Source organism: Oscillospiraceae bacterium, from assembly GCA_035353335.1.
Taxonomy (GTDB): domain Bacteria; phylum Bacillota; class Clostridia; order Oscillospirales; family JAKOTC01; genus DAOPZJ01.
Map to the genome: position 1 here is coordinate 1 of DAOPZJ010000056.1, position 18,061 is coordinate 18,061.

Sequence of the window (18,061 nt, forward strand, 5' to 3'; positions counted from 1 at the left end):
AATTTAATACATCAAATATCGAATAAAGAAAATTAAGTACTGCGATATTAAATAAATAATGCCAGAGTGAAGGTATAAAAATTGAAAGAAGATATGGCAATATCGTAAGAAGTATGAGGGGAAATATACTGAACATGATCAGATGAATTTTTTTGATATAATTAAAATCAAATTTTACATATGCGCTCGGTTTAAACAATGTAAATTCGTAATTATAAGGTAAAAAGCAAATACCAATTACTTTTTTCTTCATAATCAGTGCATAATGAATATGGCAAAATTCATGAAGCGGGAAAACGATAAAAGGCATTAAAATAAACACCCAAAAGCCCTTTTCAAGGAATTGTAAAACAATTGCACAAATAAAACAACAAATTCCTAAAATCCAATCCAATATCGAAGGACGCATTTTACGGGTCTTGTTGGATTTTATTCGTGTTTACCTGCTCTGTATTCTTCCAAATATACGATATGCTCGTTGAAGGAGAATAAAAATATGATTCATCTTTGAAAAATGAAACTTTCATTATATCGCCCTTTCGTTTTTAATTTGATGGAAGTTAATGGTATGATCTATTAATACCACATTTTACAAATGAATTCAAGAGAATAAACTATACACTCGATACTCCGGTTTTCGCAGGACTATAAAGGCGCACTTAAGCGGTACGCCTTTTTTAAATATCCATTGATGGTGATTCTTGCGGACGATTATTACCTATTGTTTATCCCATTCCTCGAATACGGTCAGAATATTTTGATACGGGTCAAAGGCGTTCCATTCGCACTGGGCGAATGCGCCGGTGCGTTTGCCGTTTTTCTTGATGACTGCAGAAGCCACGCGGTTGACGGCTTTTTTAACCTCGTCAGTCGTGCCGAACGGCAGGATGTGCTGACGGTCGATTTCGCCCCAGAAGGTGACTTTATCGCCATACTTGTCGACCACGTTTTCTATGTTCATGCAAAACAGTTGGGAATTGATCGCATCGATCCCGATTTCGACCAGATGCGGATAAATGGCCTCAATGTTGCCGTCGGAGTGGAAGAAAATCTTCTTGCCCTTGGAATGCGCGAGATCGCTGTAATCCTTATACATCGGCTTGAAAATCTGCTCCCAGGTCTTCGGGGAAATGAGCAGCGATATCTGCGTCCCCCAGTCATCCATGAACGACACAGCATCGATGGCGCGGTCGGTCAGCAGATCGAGTTCTTTCATGCTCATATCGTGCAGTTTGCCTGCCAGCTTTTCAAGCATCGGCTCACCGGAGGCCAAATCGATGAAAAGGTTCTCGGTGCCGCGCATGAACTGCATGCGCTCAAACGGGCGAATATAAGTGTTTGCCAAAACGAACTTGTCAGTGTTTTTATACTGCTCGTCAAAACCGGTTAGGTCGAGCTCGTCAATCAGTTCGGTCGGGAAACGGTAATCATCAAAGTCGTCCCAATCCTCTAAAACCGGCTTTTTCACTTCGCCGACAATGCCCTCTTCGGCGGCAGTCCAAAAACAACCGAACTCGTCGATGTAATTACCCTTGCGGCCCGGAGTGCCCTGGGCATAACGGCTTTTACCGTAGTTGATTCTCGGATTGAAAATATCCATTTCAAAGCGTTTGTAGAAATCGGCAAGAAGATCCGCTTTAAAAAGCCCCACTCCGGGAAGAGCCCATAAGGTTCTCGGAAACCGGTCGATTTCCTCGTGGTTCAATGTTTTAAATACCCGTTCGCGTGAAGTCATAAAAATTCCCCTTTACAAAACTCTGTTTCTATTATACAGTATCAATATCGGATTGCATTCAAATTCGTTTTGAATACGATTTCGCATATCAAGGAGTTGCCCTATGTCTGATTATTTGATCAACGATTATAATTTTATACTCAATTGCGAATGGCAGACTTATACCGACAAGGAACTCGGCGTGCCCGGGATTCGGCTGTTTGGGCATTTTTCGAGTCAAAAGGCCTCTGCTCCGCTGACGATGCACATTCATCCCGGTTGCATGGAGCTTTGCTATATCGTGCGCGGAAACCAAACCTACCACATCGGCGATGAAGTTTATCATCTGACAGGCGGGGATATATTCGTCACTTTTCCCGACGAACTGCATGGTTCGGGAAGTGAACCGCAGGGCAAATTTGAAATCTATTGGATGCAGCTTGAGATGACAAAAGAAGACTTTTTGTTCTATGACAAAGAAAACGTCCGACATTTGAAATCGGCGCTGTTGAACACTGAGACGCGTCATTTTAAAGGAGACGCACGCAGTTATCAGCTGATGAAAGAAGCGTTCGGATATATCCCGCTGATCGATCCGATACGAAAAATGCTAGGTGTATCGGCTTTAACGTTGTTTTTGACCAAAAATTTTTGCGCTAATAAAAAACTCCCACCGAAACCCGCTAAAATCGCACAAGCCGAACTCTTTATCAAGGAAAACCTTGAAAACAAAATCACGCTGTCTGACGCGGCTGAGCATATCGGCTTATCGCTATCGTATTTTAAAAAGCTGTTTAAGGCCTCGACCGGTGAGACGCCCGGAGATTACATCAATTATTTAAAAATCCAGCGCGCCAAAAAGCTGCTCGAGACCCGGTCGGTCACCGAGACCGCGTTTGTGCTGGACTTTTCATCGTCCTCATATTTTTCAAGCGTGTTCAAGCACTATGCAGGGATGAGCCCAACGCAATACCAAAAGAAATTAAAATCATCTTCACTTTAGAATAAATGATAATAGTCCCGACCGCGATAACCGTTAAACGCTGAGATCAAACCGAACAACCGCATGGCCTTTTCGTCGGGACTTTTGCCGTAGCCGCGCCAAAAATCCTTGTCGTATTGATCGGTTTTCAAGTTAAAGTGAATCGACCAGAGTGCCCAAAACAGATCGTAATTCCGGTTGCCAATTCCGCCGTTACCGCAGTCGATGAACGTTGCGCTGTCTTTATTTTCTCCGACGATCAAATTCGGCAGGCAGGCGTCGCCGTGGATGACCGATGGTTTTCCCGCGTGCTTCGATAATAACAGCATTTCGCTGTAGGCATCGGAAATCGTTTTGATACCGCAATATTCGAGCAAATCGGCCTCCGCTTTCCCTTCGAAAAACTTTCCGGCGGCACGTTTTAACATCGATTCCGCTCGATTTTCGCACAGGCAGTCTTTGATCGGCAGATCATGCAGCTTGCGCAGAGTTTTACCGTATGTAAACAGCGTCTCTTTAGGATTGATTTGAATCATATCTAAGGCGTTTGTCCCTTGTGCGGCCTCGGTCAGCAACCAGCCGTTTTCACCCTTTCGGCAGGAGGTGATGACTTTCGGCGCCAAACCGTAATCAGACAAAAACGCCGACATCTCTGGCTCATTTTTCAGATACCCGTCGGAAGTAATTTTTAAATAACATTTATGATCAAAACAGAGCACCTTTGACCGCGGCTTATCTTTGACAACCACGATCTCGGTGCTCTCTTTGGGTAATTTTACGGATATTTTTTTGGGGAGTGCAGAAAAATCAATCTCCGCAGGCATCTTCAATAGCCCTCTTCAAGTCGTCGATCCCAATACCATTTAATGCCGATACTGCAATCAACCGGTTTTCATGGATTTTAGGGAAATTGCTGCGAAATGTTGCAAGTTCGGTCTTATTCAGTTTGTCGGCTTTCGTAGCCGCGATCACGAACGGTACATCAGCCCTGAGCAAAAAATCAAGCATCATTTTGTCGTCGTCGGTTGGTTCAAGGCGAATGTCCATTAAAGCGACTGCCAGCCGGATATCCCTGCCGCTCTTAAAATAATCTTCCATCAATTCGCCCCAGTCGTCCTTGCGGGTCTTGGCGCGTTTGGCATAGCCATAACCGGGCAAGTCGACCAGACGAAATTGTGAGTGCAGATAGAAATTGATCGTCACCGTTTTTCCGGGGGTCTGACCTACCCTGGCCATGGACTTTTTATTGCAAAGTTTGTTGATTAAACTGGATTTTCCGACGTTGGAGCGGCCTGTAAAGACAACCTCGGGCCGGTCGGACGCAAACAATTGTTCACTGAAACCGAACGACGTCTCAAAGGTGATCGTTTCGAAATTTAACATTTCAATTCCCCGAAACCAGCGCCTGGCCCAGAACTTCGTCGATATTCCGAACCGGGATAAACTCTAACGCATCTTTCACCGTCTTGTCGATCTCGAACAGGTCGGGTTTGTTTTCTTCTGGGATGATCACGGTTTTCATGCCCATGCGGTAAGCCGCCATAGCTTTTTCCTTAAGACCGCCGATCGGAAGTACCCTGCCCCGTAAAGTCATTTCACCTGTCATCGCAAGATTCTTGCGAACCGGTTTTCCGGACAACGCAGAGACGAGTGCGGTGGTGATGGTGATGCCCGCGGAAGGTCCGTCTTTCGGAACCGCACCCTCGGGGACGTGGATGTGCAAATCTTTTGTCTTATAAAACTCTTTGTCGACTCCAAGTTTGTCACAGGCGCTTCGAATATAGCTGACCGCAGCCCGTGCCGACTCTTTCATAACGTCGCCGAGTGAACCTGTGAGCTCAAGTTTTCCGCTGCCCTCAAGTACGCTGACTTCGATTTGAAGCGTGTCGCCGCCGATGGCCGTCCAGGCAAGTCCGGTCGCGACACCAACTTCATTGTCTACCGCCATGTCCGACTTAAATTTTGCCGGGCCGAGATACTTTTCGAGATTATCCGCTTTGACAGCAACCTTTGTAGTCTCGCCCGAAGCGATGGAAAGTGCGGTCTTGCGGCAGATGCCGGCAATTTCGCGCTCCAGTTCCCGCACACCCGCCTCGCGGGTATAGTTATCGATGATCGCGTTGACGGAATCGTCGCTGATAGAGAGCTGGGGTTTTTTCAAGCCGTGCTTTTTTAGTTGCTTCGGGATCAAATGAAACTTTGCGATATTGCGTTTTTCCTCGCGGGTATAGCTTGTGAGGTTGATGATCTCCATGCGGTCGCGCAGCGGCTCGGGAATATTCTCATAATAGTTCGCAGTCGTGATGAACAGCACATTCGAGAGATCGAACGGAAGTTCGATGAAGTGGTCGACAAATGCACAATTCTGTTCGGAATCGAGCAGTTCAAGCAGCGCCGAGGAGGGATCACCCCGGTAATCGTTGCCGAGCTTGTCGATCTCATCGAGCAGAATCACGGGATTATTTGATTTTGCTGCAATCAGGGCGTTTACGACCCGGCCGGGCATGGCGCCAACATAGGTCTTGCGGTGGCCGCGGATATCGGCTTCGTCCCGGACGCCGCCGAGTGATATTGTGGCGAAATTCCTGCCGCCGGCCCGTGCGATGGAACGAGCGACCGAGCTTTTGCCGGTGCCAGGAGGCCCGACAAGGCAGATCACCTGCCCTTTGATATCCGGTGAAAGGAGTTCCACGGCCAAGTGTTCAAGGATTCGATCTTTTACTTTTTGCAGGCCGTAATGATCTTTGTCAAGAATGGCTTTCATCTGCTCGATGGTATGTGTTTTGGATACGCTTATACTCCACGGCAGATCAAGGCAGCAATCAAGATAATTGCGGATGATTGTCGCTTCCTGTGAGCCAAGAGGCATTTTGACGAGTTTTAACGCCTCTTTTTCAAGTTTTTCGGTGATCTCCGGAGAGATTTTCAACGCTTGAATGCGCTTTTTATAATCGAGATATTCGTCCATCTCGCTCTCTTCACCGAGTTCTTCAGAGATGGTACGGAGTTGTTCTTTGAGAAAATAATCACGCTGGTTCTTATCCATCGAGACACGGACTTTATCCTCAATCTCGTTTTCGAGCTTGAGGACGGAATTTTGATGCGAAAGCAGTGAAATGACCCGCTTAAGCCGTGCAATGTGGCTTTTTTCTTCTAAGATCGCCTGCTGCTCTTCAAAGGGCATCATGGAATTGGAGGCGATAAAATCCGAAAGAATACCCGGCTGAGTTTTTGAAAGCGCGCTTGTTAATATTTCGCGCGCGGTGTTGTCATTAAGTTCGAAATATTCTGAGAAAATGCGGTGTGCGGTGCGAACAAGCGCTTCGCTGACCGTCGTATTGTGCAAGGGTGTTTTTTCAATGACGCGTTCGATATTGACCATAAAAAATGGCTTCATCTGAATATAAGTGTTGGTTTTTGCCCGCAAAATGCCCTCGACCAATACCGCATAGCTGTCCGGCGCGGTTTTGATGATCTGCTTGATTTTACCGATCGTGCCGACTTCATAGATGTCTTCTTTATGCGGGTTTTGAGTCTCTGTGTTGGTCTGAGCCGCAAGGAAGATCAGCTGCTGGTCACTTTCCGACACATGCTGAAGCGCCGCGACTGATTTTTGGCGCGAGACGTCAAAACGCAGTGTCATTTCCGGAAACAGCACTACGCCGCGAAGCGCGATCATAGGGATATTTTCGAATTTTGAGATGTTTGTGTTTACCAGAACCTTGGCCATGCCGATCCCCTCTTCGTTCCGTTTTGTATTTGTATTTGTAATCGATGTTTTAATGGATGATTCCCGTTCCTTTTCGATAATTTAATCGCATTCGATGCGACCATATTCGATGTGGCCAATGTTTTCTACGATGCGATCGCGCATCCAAAGCGCCGGATCGGTTTTGAGCACATAACCGCTGCAGTTATCCGGCAGCCAGCAGCTTAAACTCTCATATTTCGGATAAGAAAACGCCGCCATCAGCGTCGAGATGGTTCCGCCGTGGGAAAAGACCGCAATCGTGCAGACGCCGGTTTTCATGCAGCTCTCGATGATCTTAGAAAATGCCGCGAAGATACGATCTAAAAAGTCCTTTTGCTTCTCTGCATTGTGTTTATCGAAGGCGATTGCGAGCATCCGATCCAGATCAAAGGTCCTGTCGTCGTTGAAATACTGCGCATATGGCTTTTCTTCAAGGTCTCCGAATCCGTATTCCCGAAGGCCGTCGATGATGATCGGGGTCTTGTCGGGATAAGCCGCCTTTGCGGTTTGAAAAGCTCTTTTTAGCGGGCTGGAAAACACCGCGTCGACCGGATATGCCTTTAATAATTTGCCGCATTCCGCCGCCTGTTGTTCACCTTTCGGGGTTAGGGGGCGGTCGGTACTGCCGAGGATAATCGGTTCGGTGGTGGCGTTTGCGTGTCTGATCAGATAGATTTTATACGGCATCTTGTTGTTCTTCGCTTTCGTTTTCTTGTTCTAGTTCTGCCAGTGCCGCTTTGATCATAACAGCGCACTCGATCCGTTTTCGTTCCATCTCACAGGACATCTCATATGGTTTTAAAATATTACCGCGATACAGATAATTATTGGCGTTGCAGCCGCCGCTGCAAAAGAATTTTGCCCAGCACTTCTGGCATTCCTCTTTTGTAAAGATATCAGCTGCCGCAAATTCCGATTTCATAGTAAGATCTATGCTTCCGTCCATAACGCTGCCCATCTTTTTGGCAGCGACGCCTACAAACTGGTGGCAGGGATAGATGTCCCCATTCGCTGCGATGGCAACGTACTCATTTCCGCAGCCGCAGCCCTTGACGCGTTTGATGGCGCATGGACCACCCTCCAGATCGATCATGAAGTGGAAAAAGTTGAAATAGCCGCCATTATTACGATGTTCGACGATGCGTTCTGCCAGAGTTTCATATTCGTTAAAAATTCGCGGCAAGTCCTCTTTTCGCAGCGAATAAGGCGCGCTGTCCGGAGCGACTACCGGCTCGACCGAGAGCTGATCAAAACCGAGTTCCGCGATATGAAACACATCGTTTGTGAAATCGAGGTTATAACGGGTAAATGTTCCTCTGAGATAGTAGTCCTTCTTGTCGGGCAAGTTGCTTTTTCTCAAGGAAACGAGTTTTTGAAATTTCGAAACAACGGCATCGTAGGTGCCGCCACCGTCTTTCTTGGTTCGGATTCGATCGTGAACTTCTTTTCTGCCGTCAAGCGACAGGACGGCATTTGACATCTCACGATTGATAAAGTCGATCTTTTCATCATCGAGCAGAACGCCATTCGTGGTAATCGTAAAGCGGAAAGTCTTGTTGTGCTTTTGCTCGAGTGAGCGCGCGTATTCCACCGTCTTTTTGACCACGCCGAAATTGAGCAGCGGTTCCCCGCCGAAAAAGTCCACCTCAAGGTTATGCCGACTGCAGGACTTCTCGATTAAAAAGTCAATTGCAGTTTTTGCTACCTCTTCGGTCATCCAATTACGCTCCCCGCCAAAACACCCCTCGTCCGCAAAACAGTATTCGCACTTCATATTGCAGTCATGCGCAATCAGCAGGCACATCGACTTTACAGGTGCAGAACCGGTTCTGTATGCGGCAAGGCGTTCATCGTCCGGGCAAAAGAGTTCGCCCCGATCACGCAGTTCGCGTAATTCGTTCCAGCAGGTGTCGACATCCTCGCGCGTACCGTGTTGATAGGCTGCTTCGGGCGTGTCTTTTGTCATTTCAAACGAAGTGTAGTTCAATAGCTCATAGGCGAGCTTGTCCAACACATGGACAGCGCCGCTGTTTGTATCAATTGCAATTCGATACCCGTTCAACTCATATTTGTGCAGCATCTTTTCAAGCCATCCTTACACCCAATCCGGGACGTTTGGTTTTTCGACGTAGGGAAAAAAGCTCCGGGATTGAAAAATCTTTTTTCAAACTTTTCCTTTCCGAGACAACAAAAAGGGCCGACCCCGCATAGAGAGGCGGCCCTCATGCAGAAATCGTTATTTTGAAGTTTTCGGAGAAAAACGGCGATTGTTTTTGCTGTTTTCGCATTTTTGATTGGCAACCGTGCAAGAGGTTTTGCAAGCCGACTGGCAGGACGCCTGACACTCACCGCATCCGCCGTTCTTGACACTGGCGGTAAGCCGTGCTCCGGTAATGGTCTTGATATGGCTCATAATAGTAAACCTCCGAAATTTTATCTGCGGAAAACAAAAATAGGGTTTTCCGGTACTTGATTATACCACAACGAGTTTGATCTTTCAAGTTTTTAGGAATAAATTTTTACTTTAGTTAATGGGCCCGGCTTTTCCGATGCTTATTTCCGGCACCGATAAAACCTCCCACAGCGCCTGAGACAAGGCATACAGCGAGTTTGATGAAAAATGTCAAGAACATCACGCCGTTTCCGAAAAACAACCCAAGCACAAAGAGAATGACGAATGCGAAAAAAGCGCAGAGCATTCCGTTTAGGACGCACTTTCTCCGAATAGCCCGAGCACTCATCAGACCACCGGTAAGACCTGTAATGCCGCAGAGGATCCACCCGACCGCTCCGATATAGCAAACCGATGCGCCGGCGCTGAAAATAATCGCCGTCGCAAGACATACAGCGGTTGAAATCAAAATCGAAAATACCGCATAAAGGATGATCTTTTTCATAGGATTTCCGTTACCGGGTTCAGCCGCAGACATAAAAAAACCCTCTCGAATCAAGTTATGAAAAACTATGCCGGGAGGGTGCGTTTTATTCCGTTTTTAGCGCCAACGATTTATCGTTATTCTTTCGATGAATCATCAGCAGATTTGCGCATTGCAGTGATGGTTTGGATTGCCCATTTCATGATCTTCAGCTTATCGCGGTCGGAACCGGTCTCGATGATTACCGAATCCTCACGGACGCTGACAACAGTACCCGAGATGCCGCCAATCGTGACGATCTCATCGCCGACGGAAAGCGCATCACGCATCATCTTCTGCTCTTTGTCACGCTTTTTCTGCGGGCGGATCATCAGAAAATACATCGCGAGAATCAATACGCCGAAAAGTAGAACCGTTGACCAAATACTGCTGCCCCCGAACAGAGAGGCGGCGCCGGAAGCCGTGCTTGCCGTGGATGCAGTCGAGTCAACGACAGTGTTTACGACAGAATTAACAACAGACGTAACAGAAGCGCCTGTCGTTGCCGCAGTCAATACATCTGTAGACGGAGTGGCGGCCTCAAGCAATCTGCCTATCATCGAGAAAAATACGTTCATTTCATACAATCCTTTCAATTTCTGAGAAAAATTCACTTCTCGCGAAAAATTATACAATATTTTTTCTTACAAGGCAAGAGAAATTTTCAAATCACGAATCCTCCGTTCGGGCTGATCACCTGACCGGTGATAAATTCGGATTCTGATAAAAACAAAGCGGTTTTTGCGATTTCGAAAGGCGTTCCGATCTTTTGCAGCGGCGTCTCATCTAATAAGCTTGTGATGTCTCCACCCGAGAGGCTCCGGTTCATCTTGGTATCGATTATGCCCGGTGCAATGCAGTTTACCATGATCCCTGAAGGGCCTACTTCTTTGGCCAAAGCTTTTGTCAATCCGATGACGGCAGCTTTTGAGGCTGAATAATGAACCTCGCAGGAACCGCCTGTGATGCCCCAAATGGATGAGACGTTGATGATCGTACCGGATTTTTGAGAGATCATATACGGTAGCGCTTCACGGCAGCAATAAAAGCAGCCGTCAACATTGACCGCGAACATCCTGCGCCACTGTTCGTCCGTGATGTCGGTGAAGAGAGAGAACTCTGCGATACCAGCGTTGTTGATCAGTACGTCAATTCCGCCGAAGCGTTCCAGTACCGCCGAAAACATCGCCTTAACCTGCGCCGAATCCGAAATGTCGGCTTTCACCGCAAATGCATATTCACCAAATTCTTGTTCGAGTGAATGTGCGATTCCTTCTGATTGATGATAATGCAATGCTACATAATATCCGCTTTCGGCAAAAAGCCGGGCGGTTGCTGCGCCGATTCCTCCGGAAGAGCCGGTGATCAACACTTTTTTCATTGTTGCCGTGTTCTCCCCTTTTCAAACAAAAATAAATCAAAATACGCGCCTAACGGCGCGTATTGCTCGAGATTGATGGTGCCGGTGGCCGGACTCGAACCGGCACGATATCGCTACCGGTGGATTTTGAGTCCACTACGTCTACCAATTCCATCACACCGGCATGTGCCCCGATGCGAAAGCTATTATAACATCTCTTTCCTGTTTTTGCAATACCGAATTTTTTAGAGTTTGCATTACTTGCCAATGGGCAAATGTTGTGTTATAATGGCGCTTATTAAGCATTGCCAACTGGGTAATGCCGAGATTACGGAGGCAGTTTGATATTTTTCAAACGCTTCATGAAAGGAAGGTTGTTAAGGTGAAATTCGCAATCATGGGTCACGGCGTAGTCGGTTCGGGGACGGCACAACTGTTCATGCGCAACCGGGACAAAATTGAAATGGCGGTCGGTGAATCGATGTGCCTGAAATACATTTTGGACATCAAAGATTTCACTGAATTGGAATATAACAACCTTTTTATCAAGGATTTTTCAATCATTGAAAACGACCCGGAGGTCTCGACCGTCGTCGAAACTATCGGCGGCACCGGTGCGGCATTTGAATTTGTCTCTCGATGCCTGAAAGCCGGGAAAAACGTCGTCACTTCAAACAAAGAGATGATCGCAACGCGCGGAACAGAGTTGATGGGTTACGCTAAACAGTCCGGTGCGATGTTGAAATTCGAAGCCAGTGTCGGCGGCGGCGTTCCGCTGCTAAAACCGATCAACCAATGTCTCGCTGCTGACAAGTTTAGCAGCGTTTACGGTATATTAAACGGGACGACCAACTTCATCCTGACCAAGATGGAAACCGACAATATGAGTTTTGAAGACGCTCTTGCTACCGCCAAAAAACTCGGTTACGCCGAGTTGAATCCGTCGGCGGATGTGGATGGGCATGACTGTGCCCGCAAAACCTCAATTTTGAGCGGTCTTTGCTTTAAAAAACACCCCCAACCCGATATTATCCCCACGACCGGTATCCGGCAGATCACCCTCGACGATATCAAGCTGGCGCGTGCTTGCGGCGGCTGCATAAAGTTGATCGGCAGAGCAAAACCGGTCGGCAATGGTGTGAGCGCCTGTGTCCGTCCGATGGTTGTGGACAATTCCAATCAGCTTTCATCCGTTAACGACGTCTTTAACGGTATTATCGTTGACGGAGATGCTACCGGCGACGTGATGTTTTACGGCAAAGGTGCGGGTAAATTCCCGACCGCAAGTGCTGTGATCTCCGACGTCATCGACTGCACGCGTGAAAAGCAGAGTCAGCGTAATATGTTCTGGGAAGATACGACTTCCTTTATTCCGGATGACAGCAAATACGAATTTTTACTCAGAGTAAACGAAACCGACACAAAAAAACTCGCTTTGCTCGGGAACTTAAGACGTTTGTCTGCCGGAAATGCGGTCGGCTATATCGCCGGTCTCTTCACAGATTCCGAATTAGAAGGAAAGTTAAAAGAGCTTTCAATCACCGCGACCGTATTTCCAATTTTAAAATAAAAAGTACATACCTATCTTTGAAAGGAAGGTCAGATTATGAAAATAGGTGTTATCGTCGATTCCTTCAGGGTCGGTTTTGAAGAGGGTGTAAAAAGAGCCGCAGCCGTCGGTGCAGACGGCATTCAAGCCTATGCTACTATCGGCGCGTTCAGCCCGACAACTCTCAATACCAAACAGCAGCGTGAGGCGCTTGACTATGTTCGCTCCAACGGATTGGTCTTCTCGGCGCTGTGCGGTGACTTCGGCGGCCACGGTTTTATGAATGAGGAAGAAAATCCCGACCGTATCGAGCGTTCCAAACGCATCATCGATATGGCACTCGAACTTGACTGTAAAGTCGTGACCACGCACATTGGCTTGATTCCCGCAGACCGTAATAATCCCCGTTACGACATCATGCAGCGCGCTTGCTATAAACTTGGCGAATACGCCGAAAAGTGCGGTGCTTACTTTGCCGTCGAGACCGGTCCCGAACCCGCAGCGACGCTTGCACGTTTTATCAAAGAGCTCGGCGTTAAGGGTGTTGCGGTCAACCTCGACCCCGCGAATCTGGCGATGGTGCTCGGTGAAAACAGCGTCGAAGCCGCAAAAATCCTCGGCCCGTTAGCCGTTCACACCCATGCAAAAGACGGCATCATGCTGAAAAAAGAAGATCCCGAGGTCATTTACGGGTTAGTCAAGCACGAGGAGATGGGTGAGCGCCCCGAATATTTCCGTGAAGTCGTACTCGGCACCGGCGATGTGCATTTCGAGAAGTACCTGCCCGCATTAAAGGCGTCCGGCTATAACGGATTTTTGACGGTCGAACGCGAAGCCGGTGCTTCACCGGAAAAGGACATTAAGGTCGCAGTGGACTTTTTGAAAAAGCAGATTGCAGATTTGAAACTATAATTCAATACGAATAATGTTCCACATGGAACATTTTAACAGTTGGACTTATAAAAGCAGGAGCGGTTTTTAGACCGCCCCTGTTTTTTATATGCATTATTCAATGTAATCGGCGCAGACGCGGTCGGTGAGAGCCGCTCTGACAATGGTGCCGACGCGGACGTGTTCGGGATGGACGATATAATTTTTAAGCGCGTCTTCGTCGGTGAACAAGCTGTTCAACACTACGGCACGGTTACCTGATGGCAGCGTTGAAATCATCACTTTCAACGAAATGACCCCTTCGATTTTAGAAGTCAGCGCTTCCAGTTCGGTTTTGATTTTTTGTGCGTTTTTAATGTTTTCTTCCTCGGTGAATTCCTCTTTGAAATTCCACATGACGATGTGTCTGACCATGATATCCTCCTGATAGAAATAATTAATAAGATGCGCCAATCGTAATATAGTGGCGGATGGCCTCGTATTTTCCATCGCCGATGCCCTGCACTTCTTTAATCTCATCCTTAGAAAAGAACCCACCGCTTTCATCGCGGTACGCGATGATCCGCTCCGCCAGCAGTTCGCCGATGCCGGGCAGCAGCATCAGTTCATCTTTCGAAGCGTTATTAATGTTAATTTTTCCGTTCGGAAGGTCGATTGCGGGCGTCCATTGCGAGGCGTAGATCGCAGCTCCGATATGCGGGGCGGCGGTTTTTATCTTGTAAACCGAAAGCCCAATCAAGCCTGCGGACAATACCGCAAGCACGATACAGACAGCTTTGATGGTTTTCGACAAAAATGTCACCTCCGGCACCGATGTAATTTTAACGCACATTACATAAAAACGCAACTCAAAGCATAACAATTGGCACATACGAGTGTAAAGGAGAGACAATATATGCAGATGAAAATGAATAAGAAAAGCATCGGCTCCTCTGTAACGCTGCTCTCGGCAAAACCCGAGGTGCGAGTGGATTCGCAGGCGGTGATCCCCGATTATCTCCCCGAGGTTCAACGTGTTCTGCGGTCCGAAGCGGAGGTATTCGTCACAGGGAGACAGATCGCGGAACAAAAAATCATCATAGAAGGAAATATCCGGTTTTGCACACTCTATCGGTCGCCCGACGGAGAATTGTGCAGCGCCAACCAGACAACGGCCTGGCGGCAGACGGTGGACGCTGCGGTACCGCCTGACTGTGCGGTCTTTGTGACCCCTCGCCTCCAAAGATGCTCCGCGCAGCCGATTTCGTCTCGCAAAATCGATCTGTTCGGATCGTTTTTGCTGGACACCGATGTCAAGGGAGCAAAACGCGAAGAACTGCTGGATAGCATTGAAGGCGCCGAGATTGAATTAAAAAGGCAGAATGTGACGATCAAACGGTTTTTGTCTTCCTTCAACCGCCAATTCACATTCAGTGAGGATTTAGAACTTGAAAACTCCCGGCCTTCGGTGATGAAGCTGCTGAGTTCGCGCCTTACCATTTCCGACAGCGGTTTCAAGGCGGTATCGGGGCGTGTCGCCGTCAGCGGAAACGCAACACTCGAAGCACTGTATCTCGGTGACGTCAGTTCTTCAACACCTCATACGATCAAATTCACGATTCCGTTCAGCCAGATTATCGAATTGGATTCGGCTGAAAACAGCGAGATCGAAATGGCGGCTTCGGTCGTATCATATGCGCTGAATGTGGTCACGCAGCCGGACGGCGACAACCGCCGCATGACTCTCGACTTAATTCTCTGCATTACCGCAGTCAACAATCTCATTGAGACAGTTGATTTGCTCTTTGACGGTTACAGTCGTGAATTCGCATCAGAAGCGCAGTACGGAGACTTTACCGCAGTTACGAGCTGTGAACGTTTCGAGGTACCCTGCACTGCTTCCGGCGGTGTCGACTTCAGCGGACAGACGATTGAAAAAGTGCTTGATACCAGGTGTTCAATCAATTCGGTTTCACTTTCGACGGAAAAAGAAGAGATTACCGTCTTTGGGTCGGTGACTGCGGTGATTATGACTTCAAACGAAGACGGAAAGTTGTCTTTTATCGAAAAAGTGCTTGAATTCGGACAGAATGTCAACGCCTCTGCCGAATGCGGCGATTTTTCGGTGAAAGCGTCGGTCAGCGGAAGCAAGTCCGTTCAGACCGGTTCGGGCATGGAAATTCGTACAGATGTCACCGCAACAGTGACGAAATGTGAGAGTGTCGTCTATAAACTGATGACCGATTTGAAAGTCAACGAAACGGTCAAAAAGTCGCCTCCGCTGAGTCCACTGGTAATTTGTTTCGCAGGCGAAGGCGAAGAGCTTTGGGAAATTGCAAAGACCTACAATACTTCGACAGACATAATCAAGACGCAAAACGGAATTACAGCGGATCGGCTGACCCACGATGACGTCTTGTTGATCCCCACCGTTTGAGAGGAGCGTGACAATATGGGAAGCAGCATTTACACAGACATGGCAAAACGGACCGGAGGGGATATCTATATCGGCGTTGTCGGTCCGGTCAGAACAGGAAAATCCACGTTTATCAAGCGCTTTATGGAGACCCTCGTCATTCCGAACATTGCCGATACCGCGCGTAAAGAACGCTCCACCGATGAGCTTCCGCAGGCATCCGCCGGACGCACCATCATGACCACTGAGCCGAAGTTTATCCCCGAAGAAGCCATCAAAGTCCGCATCGACGACGACGGCGAATTTAAAGTGCGAATGATCGACTGCGTCGGTTACATCGTCCCTAGCTCGATCGGCTATATTGAAAACGAAGCGCCCAGAATGGTTATGACTCCGTGGTTTGAACAAGAAGTTCCCTTTAACATGGCGGCGGAAGTCGGCACCAAAAAGGTCATAACAGAACACTCAACCATTGGTTTGGTCGTCACTACCGACGGCAGTATCAGCGACATTCCGCGCGCTGAATATGCCGAGGCCGAACAGCGAGTAATCAACGAATTGCGAGAGATCAACAAGCCGTTCGCCATCGTCCTGAACAGCACCGATCCGACTTCCGAACGAGCGATTGCGGTCAAGGCCGAGATCGAACAGCAATACGGAATCGGTGTCATTAGTGTCAACTGCCTTAAAATGGATGAAGAAGAAATTCTCGAAATTTTACGGAGTGTGCTCTATGAATTCCCGCTGCGCGAAATCTGGGTTGACGTTCCGAATTGGTTAATGAAACTGCCTGCGGATTACTGGTTGAAAACAGAGCTTCTCTCCAAAATGAAGGAGACCGCAAAGTCGGTAACCAAAATCAAAGAACTGGATGCATTCCCGGTCGCTGTAGCCGCCAACGAACATATTAGAAAAGCGGATATTGTCGGGCGCGATTACGGAAACGGCAGCGCGAAAATAGAGATCGGACTGCAGCAGACGTTGTTTTTCCGTGTGATGAGTGAGATCACAGGCCAGCAGATCGATGACGAGGGCTCGCTGTTTGAGTTCATCAAAGCTGCTTCCGAGGTCAAGGGTATTTATGATAAATACCGCAGTGCCATCGAGGAAGTCAACGCGACCGGTTACGGGATCGTCATGCCCTCGATGGAGGAACTCTCACTTGAGCCACCGGAGATTATGAAACAGAGCGGAAGATACGGCGTCCGGTTGAAAGCCGGCGCACCTTCGATCCATATGATCCGCGCTGACATCAGCACTGAGATTCGCCCTGTCGTCGGATCCGAAAAGCAGTCTGAAGAACTCGTGATGTATCTTCTCAAAGATTATGAGGAATCGCCTGAAAAAATTTGGCAGTCCAACATCTTCGGCAAGTCGCTCCATGAACTTGTCAACGAAGGGCTGCATTCAAAACTCACCCATATGCCTCCTCAAGCCAGAGTCAAATTGCAGGATACCGTACAAAAGATCATCAATGACGGCTGCAACGGACTCATCTGTATCATCTTTTAGATAGGGTATTTTTCGTGTATAGTTCGCCCGCGTATTGCGGGCGTTTTTTTTTTATGTTATAATCGTCGGGAAAATCTATTTCGGAGCGTTTTTATGTATGACTATCGGCTGATACGCGCAGATCGAAAAACCATGTCTTTAAAAATCGGAAAAGACAATGTCCCGATTGTCAAAGCGCCATTTATGATGCCGGATTCGAAAATAAATACTTTTGTGGAAAAAAATGCCCAATGGATTGAAAAACAGCTCGAAAAGCAAACTTTACATAATCGTTTTGAAAAGGTTATCTCAGAAAATGAAACCGCACTGAGACAAAGAGCAATTGAAACACTACCTATAAAGGTAAATGACTTTTCACGTATCATGAACCTTTTCCCCTCTGCTGTCAAGATCACTTCGGCCAAATCTCGATTCGGAAGCTGTAACGGTAATAACTCACTTTGTTTTTCATGGCGGCTGATGGCATATCCCGATGAGGCGATAAATTATGTCGTAGTTCATGAGCTTGCGCATATCAAATACAAAGACCATTCAAAACGGTTCTATGCACTGATCGAGAGATACATGCCCGACTATAAGATAAAAAGAGCGCTGCTTAAAAACCCGTTATTGGGAGGAAAAAAAGATGACCAGATTTGAGGATTTTGACTGGAGCAAACTCCGTAAAAATTACGAACTCTGGTACCAAAATAAACTCGGAAGGCCGATCGTACCGATTGAAATTAAGAAAGAGGCCTCAGACCGTGATGAATCACCCTATCCGATGTTAAATTTTATCTCGGCAGCGGACTTTTCGGTGACGCCGAAGCAGCTGATCGATCGGCTCGATTATGAACTTTCGAAAACAGAGTATATGGGGGAAGGTTTTCCTCATATCGGGACCCAGGCGTTTGGTGCGGGCGTCACGGCAGCGTTTTTGGGCTGTGAACTCCATGCCCGAAAAGAAACTACCTGGTTTGCTCCGGCGATGGAACTCCCGATTCAAGAGCTGC

The 18,061-nt window shown here is 47.6% G+C and carries 19 protein-coding genes and 1 tRNA gene; 7 read left to right on the forward strand and 13 right to left on the reverse strand.

The features are described 5' to 3' along the window. Positions 1-718 precede the first annotated feature (718 nt). Positions 719-1,735, reverse strand: coding sequence for a uroporphyrinogen decarboxylase family protein (locus tag PKH29_10485; protein HNX15262.1), 1,017 nt, complete (start codon positions 1,733-1,735; stop codon positions 719-721). A gap of 103 nt (positions 1,736-1,838) precedes the next feature. Here PKH29_10485 and PKH29_10490 point away from each other — a divergent pair, with 103 nt between their 5' ends. After that, positions 1,839-2,717 carry an AraC family transcriptional regulator gene (locus PKH29_10490; protein HNX15263.1) on the forward strand — a complete coding sequence of 293 codons (879 nt, stop codon included), beginning with the start codon at positions 1,839-1,841 and terminating at the stop codon, positions 2,715-2,717. On the opposite strand, the gene PKH29_10495 is transcribed toward PKH29_10490, so the two are convergent. From PKH29_10495 to PKH29_10540, 10 genes are all read right to left on the reverse strand, one after another. Next, positions 2,714-3,520, reverse strand: coding sequence for a phosphotransferase (locus PKH29_10495; GenBank protein ID HNX15264.1), 807 nt, complete (start codon positions 3,518-3,520; stop codon positions 2,714-2,716). The genes PKH29_10490 and PKH29_10495 overlap by 4 nt on opposite strands. Next, entirely contained in the window at positions 3,504-4,079 is a 576-nt protein-coding gene (gene yihA, locus PKH29_10500) for a ribosome biogenesis GTP-binding protein YihA/YsxC (GenBank protein HNX15265.1), read from the reverse strand. The genes PKH29_10495 and yihA overlap by 17 nt, the downstream gene beginning before the upstream one ends. 1 nt (position 4,080) lies before the next feature. Next, positions 4,081-6,426: an endopeptidase La gene (gene lon / locus PKH29_10505; GenBank protein HNX15266.1), complete on the reverse strand. Its 2,346-nt coding sequence runs from the start codon at positions 6,424-6,426 to the stop codon at positions 4,081-4,083. Between the two features lie 81 nt (positions 6,427-6,507). Then, positions 6,508-7,134: a histidine phosphatase family protein gene (locus tag PKH29_10510; protein HNX15267.1), complete on the reverse strand. Its 627-nt coding sequence runs from the start codon at positions 7,132-7,134 to the stop codon at positions 6,508-6,510. Then, positions 7,124-8,527 (reverse strand): thioether cross-link-forming SCIFF peptide maturase, encoded by a 1,404-nt coding sequence (scfB, locus tag PKH29_10515; protein HNX15268.1) that lies wholly within the window; start codon positions 8,525-8,527, stop codon positions 7,124-7,126. Before scfB ends, PKH29_10510 begins: the two co-directional genes overlap by 11 nt. A gap of 156 nt (positions 8,528-8,683) precedes the next feature. Continuing rightward, positions 8,684-8,860 (reverse strand): six-cysteine ranthipeptide SCIFF, encoded by a 177-nt coding sequence (gene scfA, locus PKH29_10520; GenBank protein HNX15269.1) that lies wholly within the window; start codon positions 8,858-8,860, stop codon positions 8,684-8,686. 115 nt (positions 8,861-8,975) lie between these two features. Continuing rightward, positions 8,976-9,344: a TIGR04086 family membrane protein gene (locus PKH29_10525; GenBank protein ID HNX15270.1), complete on the reverse strand. Its 369-nt coding sequence runs from the start codon at positions 9,342-9,344 to the stop codon at positions 8,976-8,978. Between the two features lie 116 nt (positions 9,345-9,460). Further along, on the reverse strand, positions 9,461-9,940 hold the full coding sequence (gene yajC / locus PKH29_10530) for a preprotein translocase subunit YajC (GenBank protein ID HNX15271.1): 480 nt from the start codon (positions 9,938-9,940) through the stop codon (positions 9,461-9,463). Positions 9,941-10,026: 86 nt separating this feature from the next. Then, positions 10,027-10,743, reverse strand: coding sequence for a 3-oxoacyl-ACP reductase FabG (gene fabG, locus PKH29_10535; protein HNX15272.1), 717 nt, complete (start codon positions 10,741-10,743; stop codon positions 10,027-10,029). A 76-nt stretch (positions 10,744-10,819) separates the two neighbouring features. Further along, positions 10,820-10,906, reverse strand: a tRNA-Leu gene (locus PKH29_10540). A gap of 198 nt (positions 10,907-11,104) precedes the next feature. On the opposite strand from PKH29_10540, the gene PKH29_10545 reads away from it, so the two are divergent. Continuing rightward, positions 11,105-12,292, forward strand: a complete 1,188-nt coding sequence (locus PKH29_10545) for a homoserine dehydrogenase (protein HNX15273.1) — start codon at positions 11,105-11,107, stop codon at positions 12,290-12,292. Between the two features lie 36 nt (positions 12,293-12,328). Further along, positions 12,329-13,183: a sugar phosphate isomerase/epimerase gene (locus tag PKH29_10550; protein ID HNX15274.1), complete on the forward strand. Its 855-nt coding sequence runs from the start codon at positions 12,329-12,331 to the stop codon at positions 13,181-13,183. 93 nt (positions 13,184-13,276) lie between these two features. On the opposite strand, the gene PKH29_10555 is transcribed toward PKH29_10550, so the two are convergent. Together PKH29_10555 and PKH29_10560 are read right to left on the reverse strand one after the other, a co-directional pair. Beyond that, the gene (locus PKH29_10555) at positions 13,277-13,576 is read right to left on the reverse strand and encodes a Dabb family protein (GenBank protein HNX15275.1); all 300 of its coding nucleotides are present in this window, start codon (positions 13,574-13,576) and stop codon (positions 13,277-13,279) included. Positions 13,577-13,598: 22 nt separating this feature from the next. Next, a complete protein-coding gene (locus PKH29_10560; GenBank protein ID HNX15276.1) occupies positions 13,599-13,955 on the reverse strand; it encodes a helix-hairpin-helix domain-containing protein in 357 nt (118 codons plus the stop codon). Between the two features lie 102 nt (positions 13,956-14,057). Between PKH29_10560 and PKH29_10565 the strand changes: the two genes are divergently transcribed. The 4 genes from PKH29_10565 to PKH29_10580 all read left to right on the forward strand — a co-directional run. Beyond that, positions 14,058-15,578: a DUF3794 domain-containing protein gene (locus PKH29_10565; GenBank protein HNX15277.1), complete on the forward strand. Its 1,521-nt coding sequence runs from the start codon at positions 14,058-14,060 to the stop codon at positions 15,576-15,578. 15 nt (positions 15,579-15,593) lie between these two features. Further along, on the forward strand, positions 15,594-17,069 hold the full coding sequence (spoIVA, locus tag PKH29_10570; protein HNX15278.1) for a stage IV sporulation protein A: 1,476 nt from the start codon (positions 15,594-15,596) through the stop codon (positions 17,067-17,069). 132 nt (positions 17,070-17,201) lie between these two features. Further along, positions 17,202-17,708: a SprT family zinc-dependent metalloprotease gene (locus PKH29_10575; GenBank protein HNX15279.1), complete on the forward strand. Its 507-nt coding sequence runs from the start codon at positions 17,202-17,204 to the stop codon at positions 17,706-17,708. Then, the coding region (locus PKH29_10580; protein HNX15280.1) for a hypothetical protein at positions 17,695-18,061 on the forward strand (367 nt) is incomplete at its 3' end. The genes PKH29_10575 and PKH29_10580, both read left to right, overlap by 14 nt.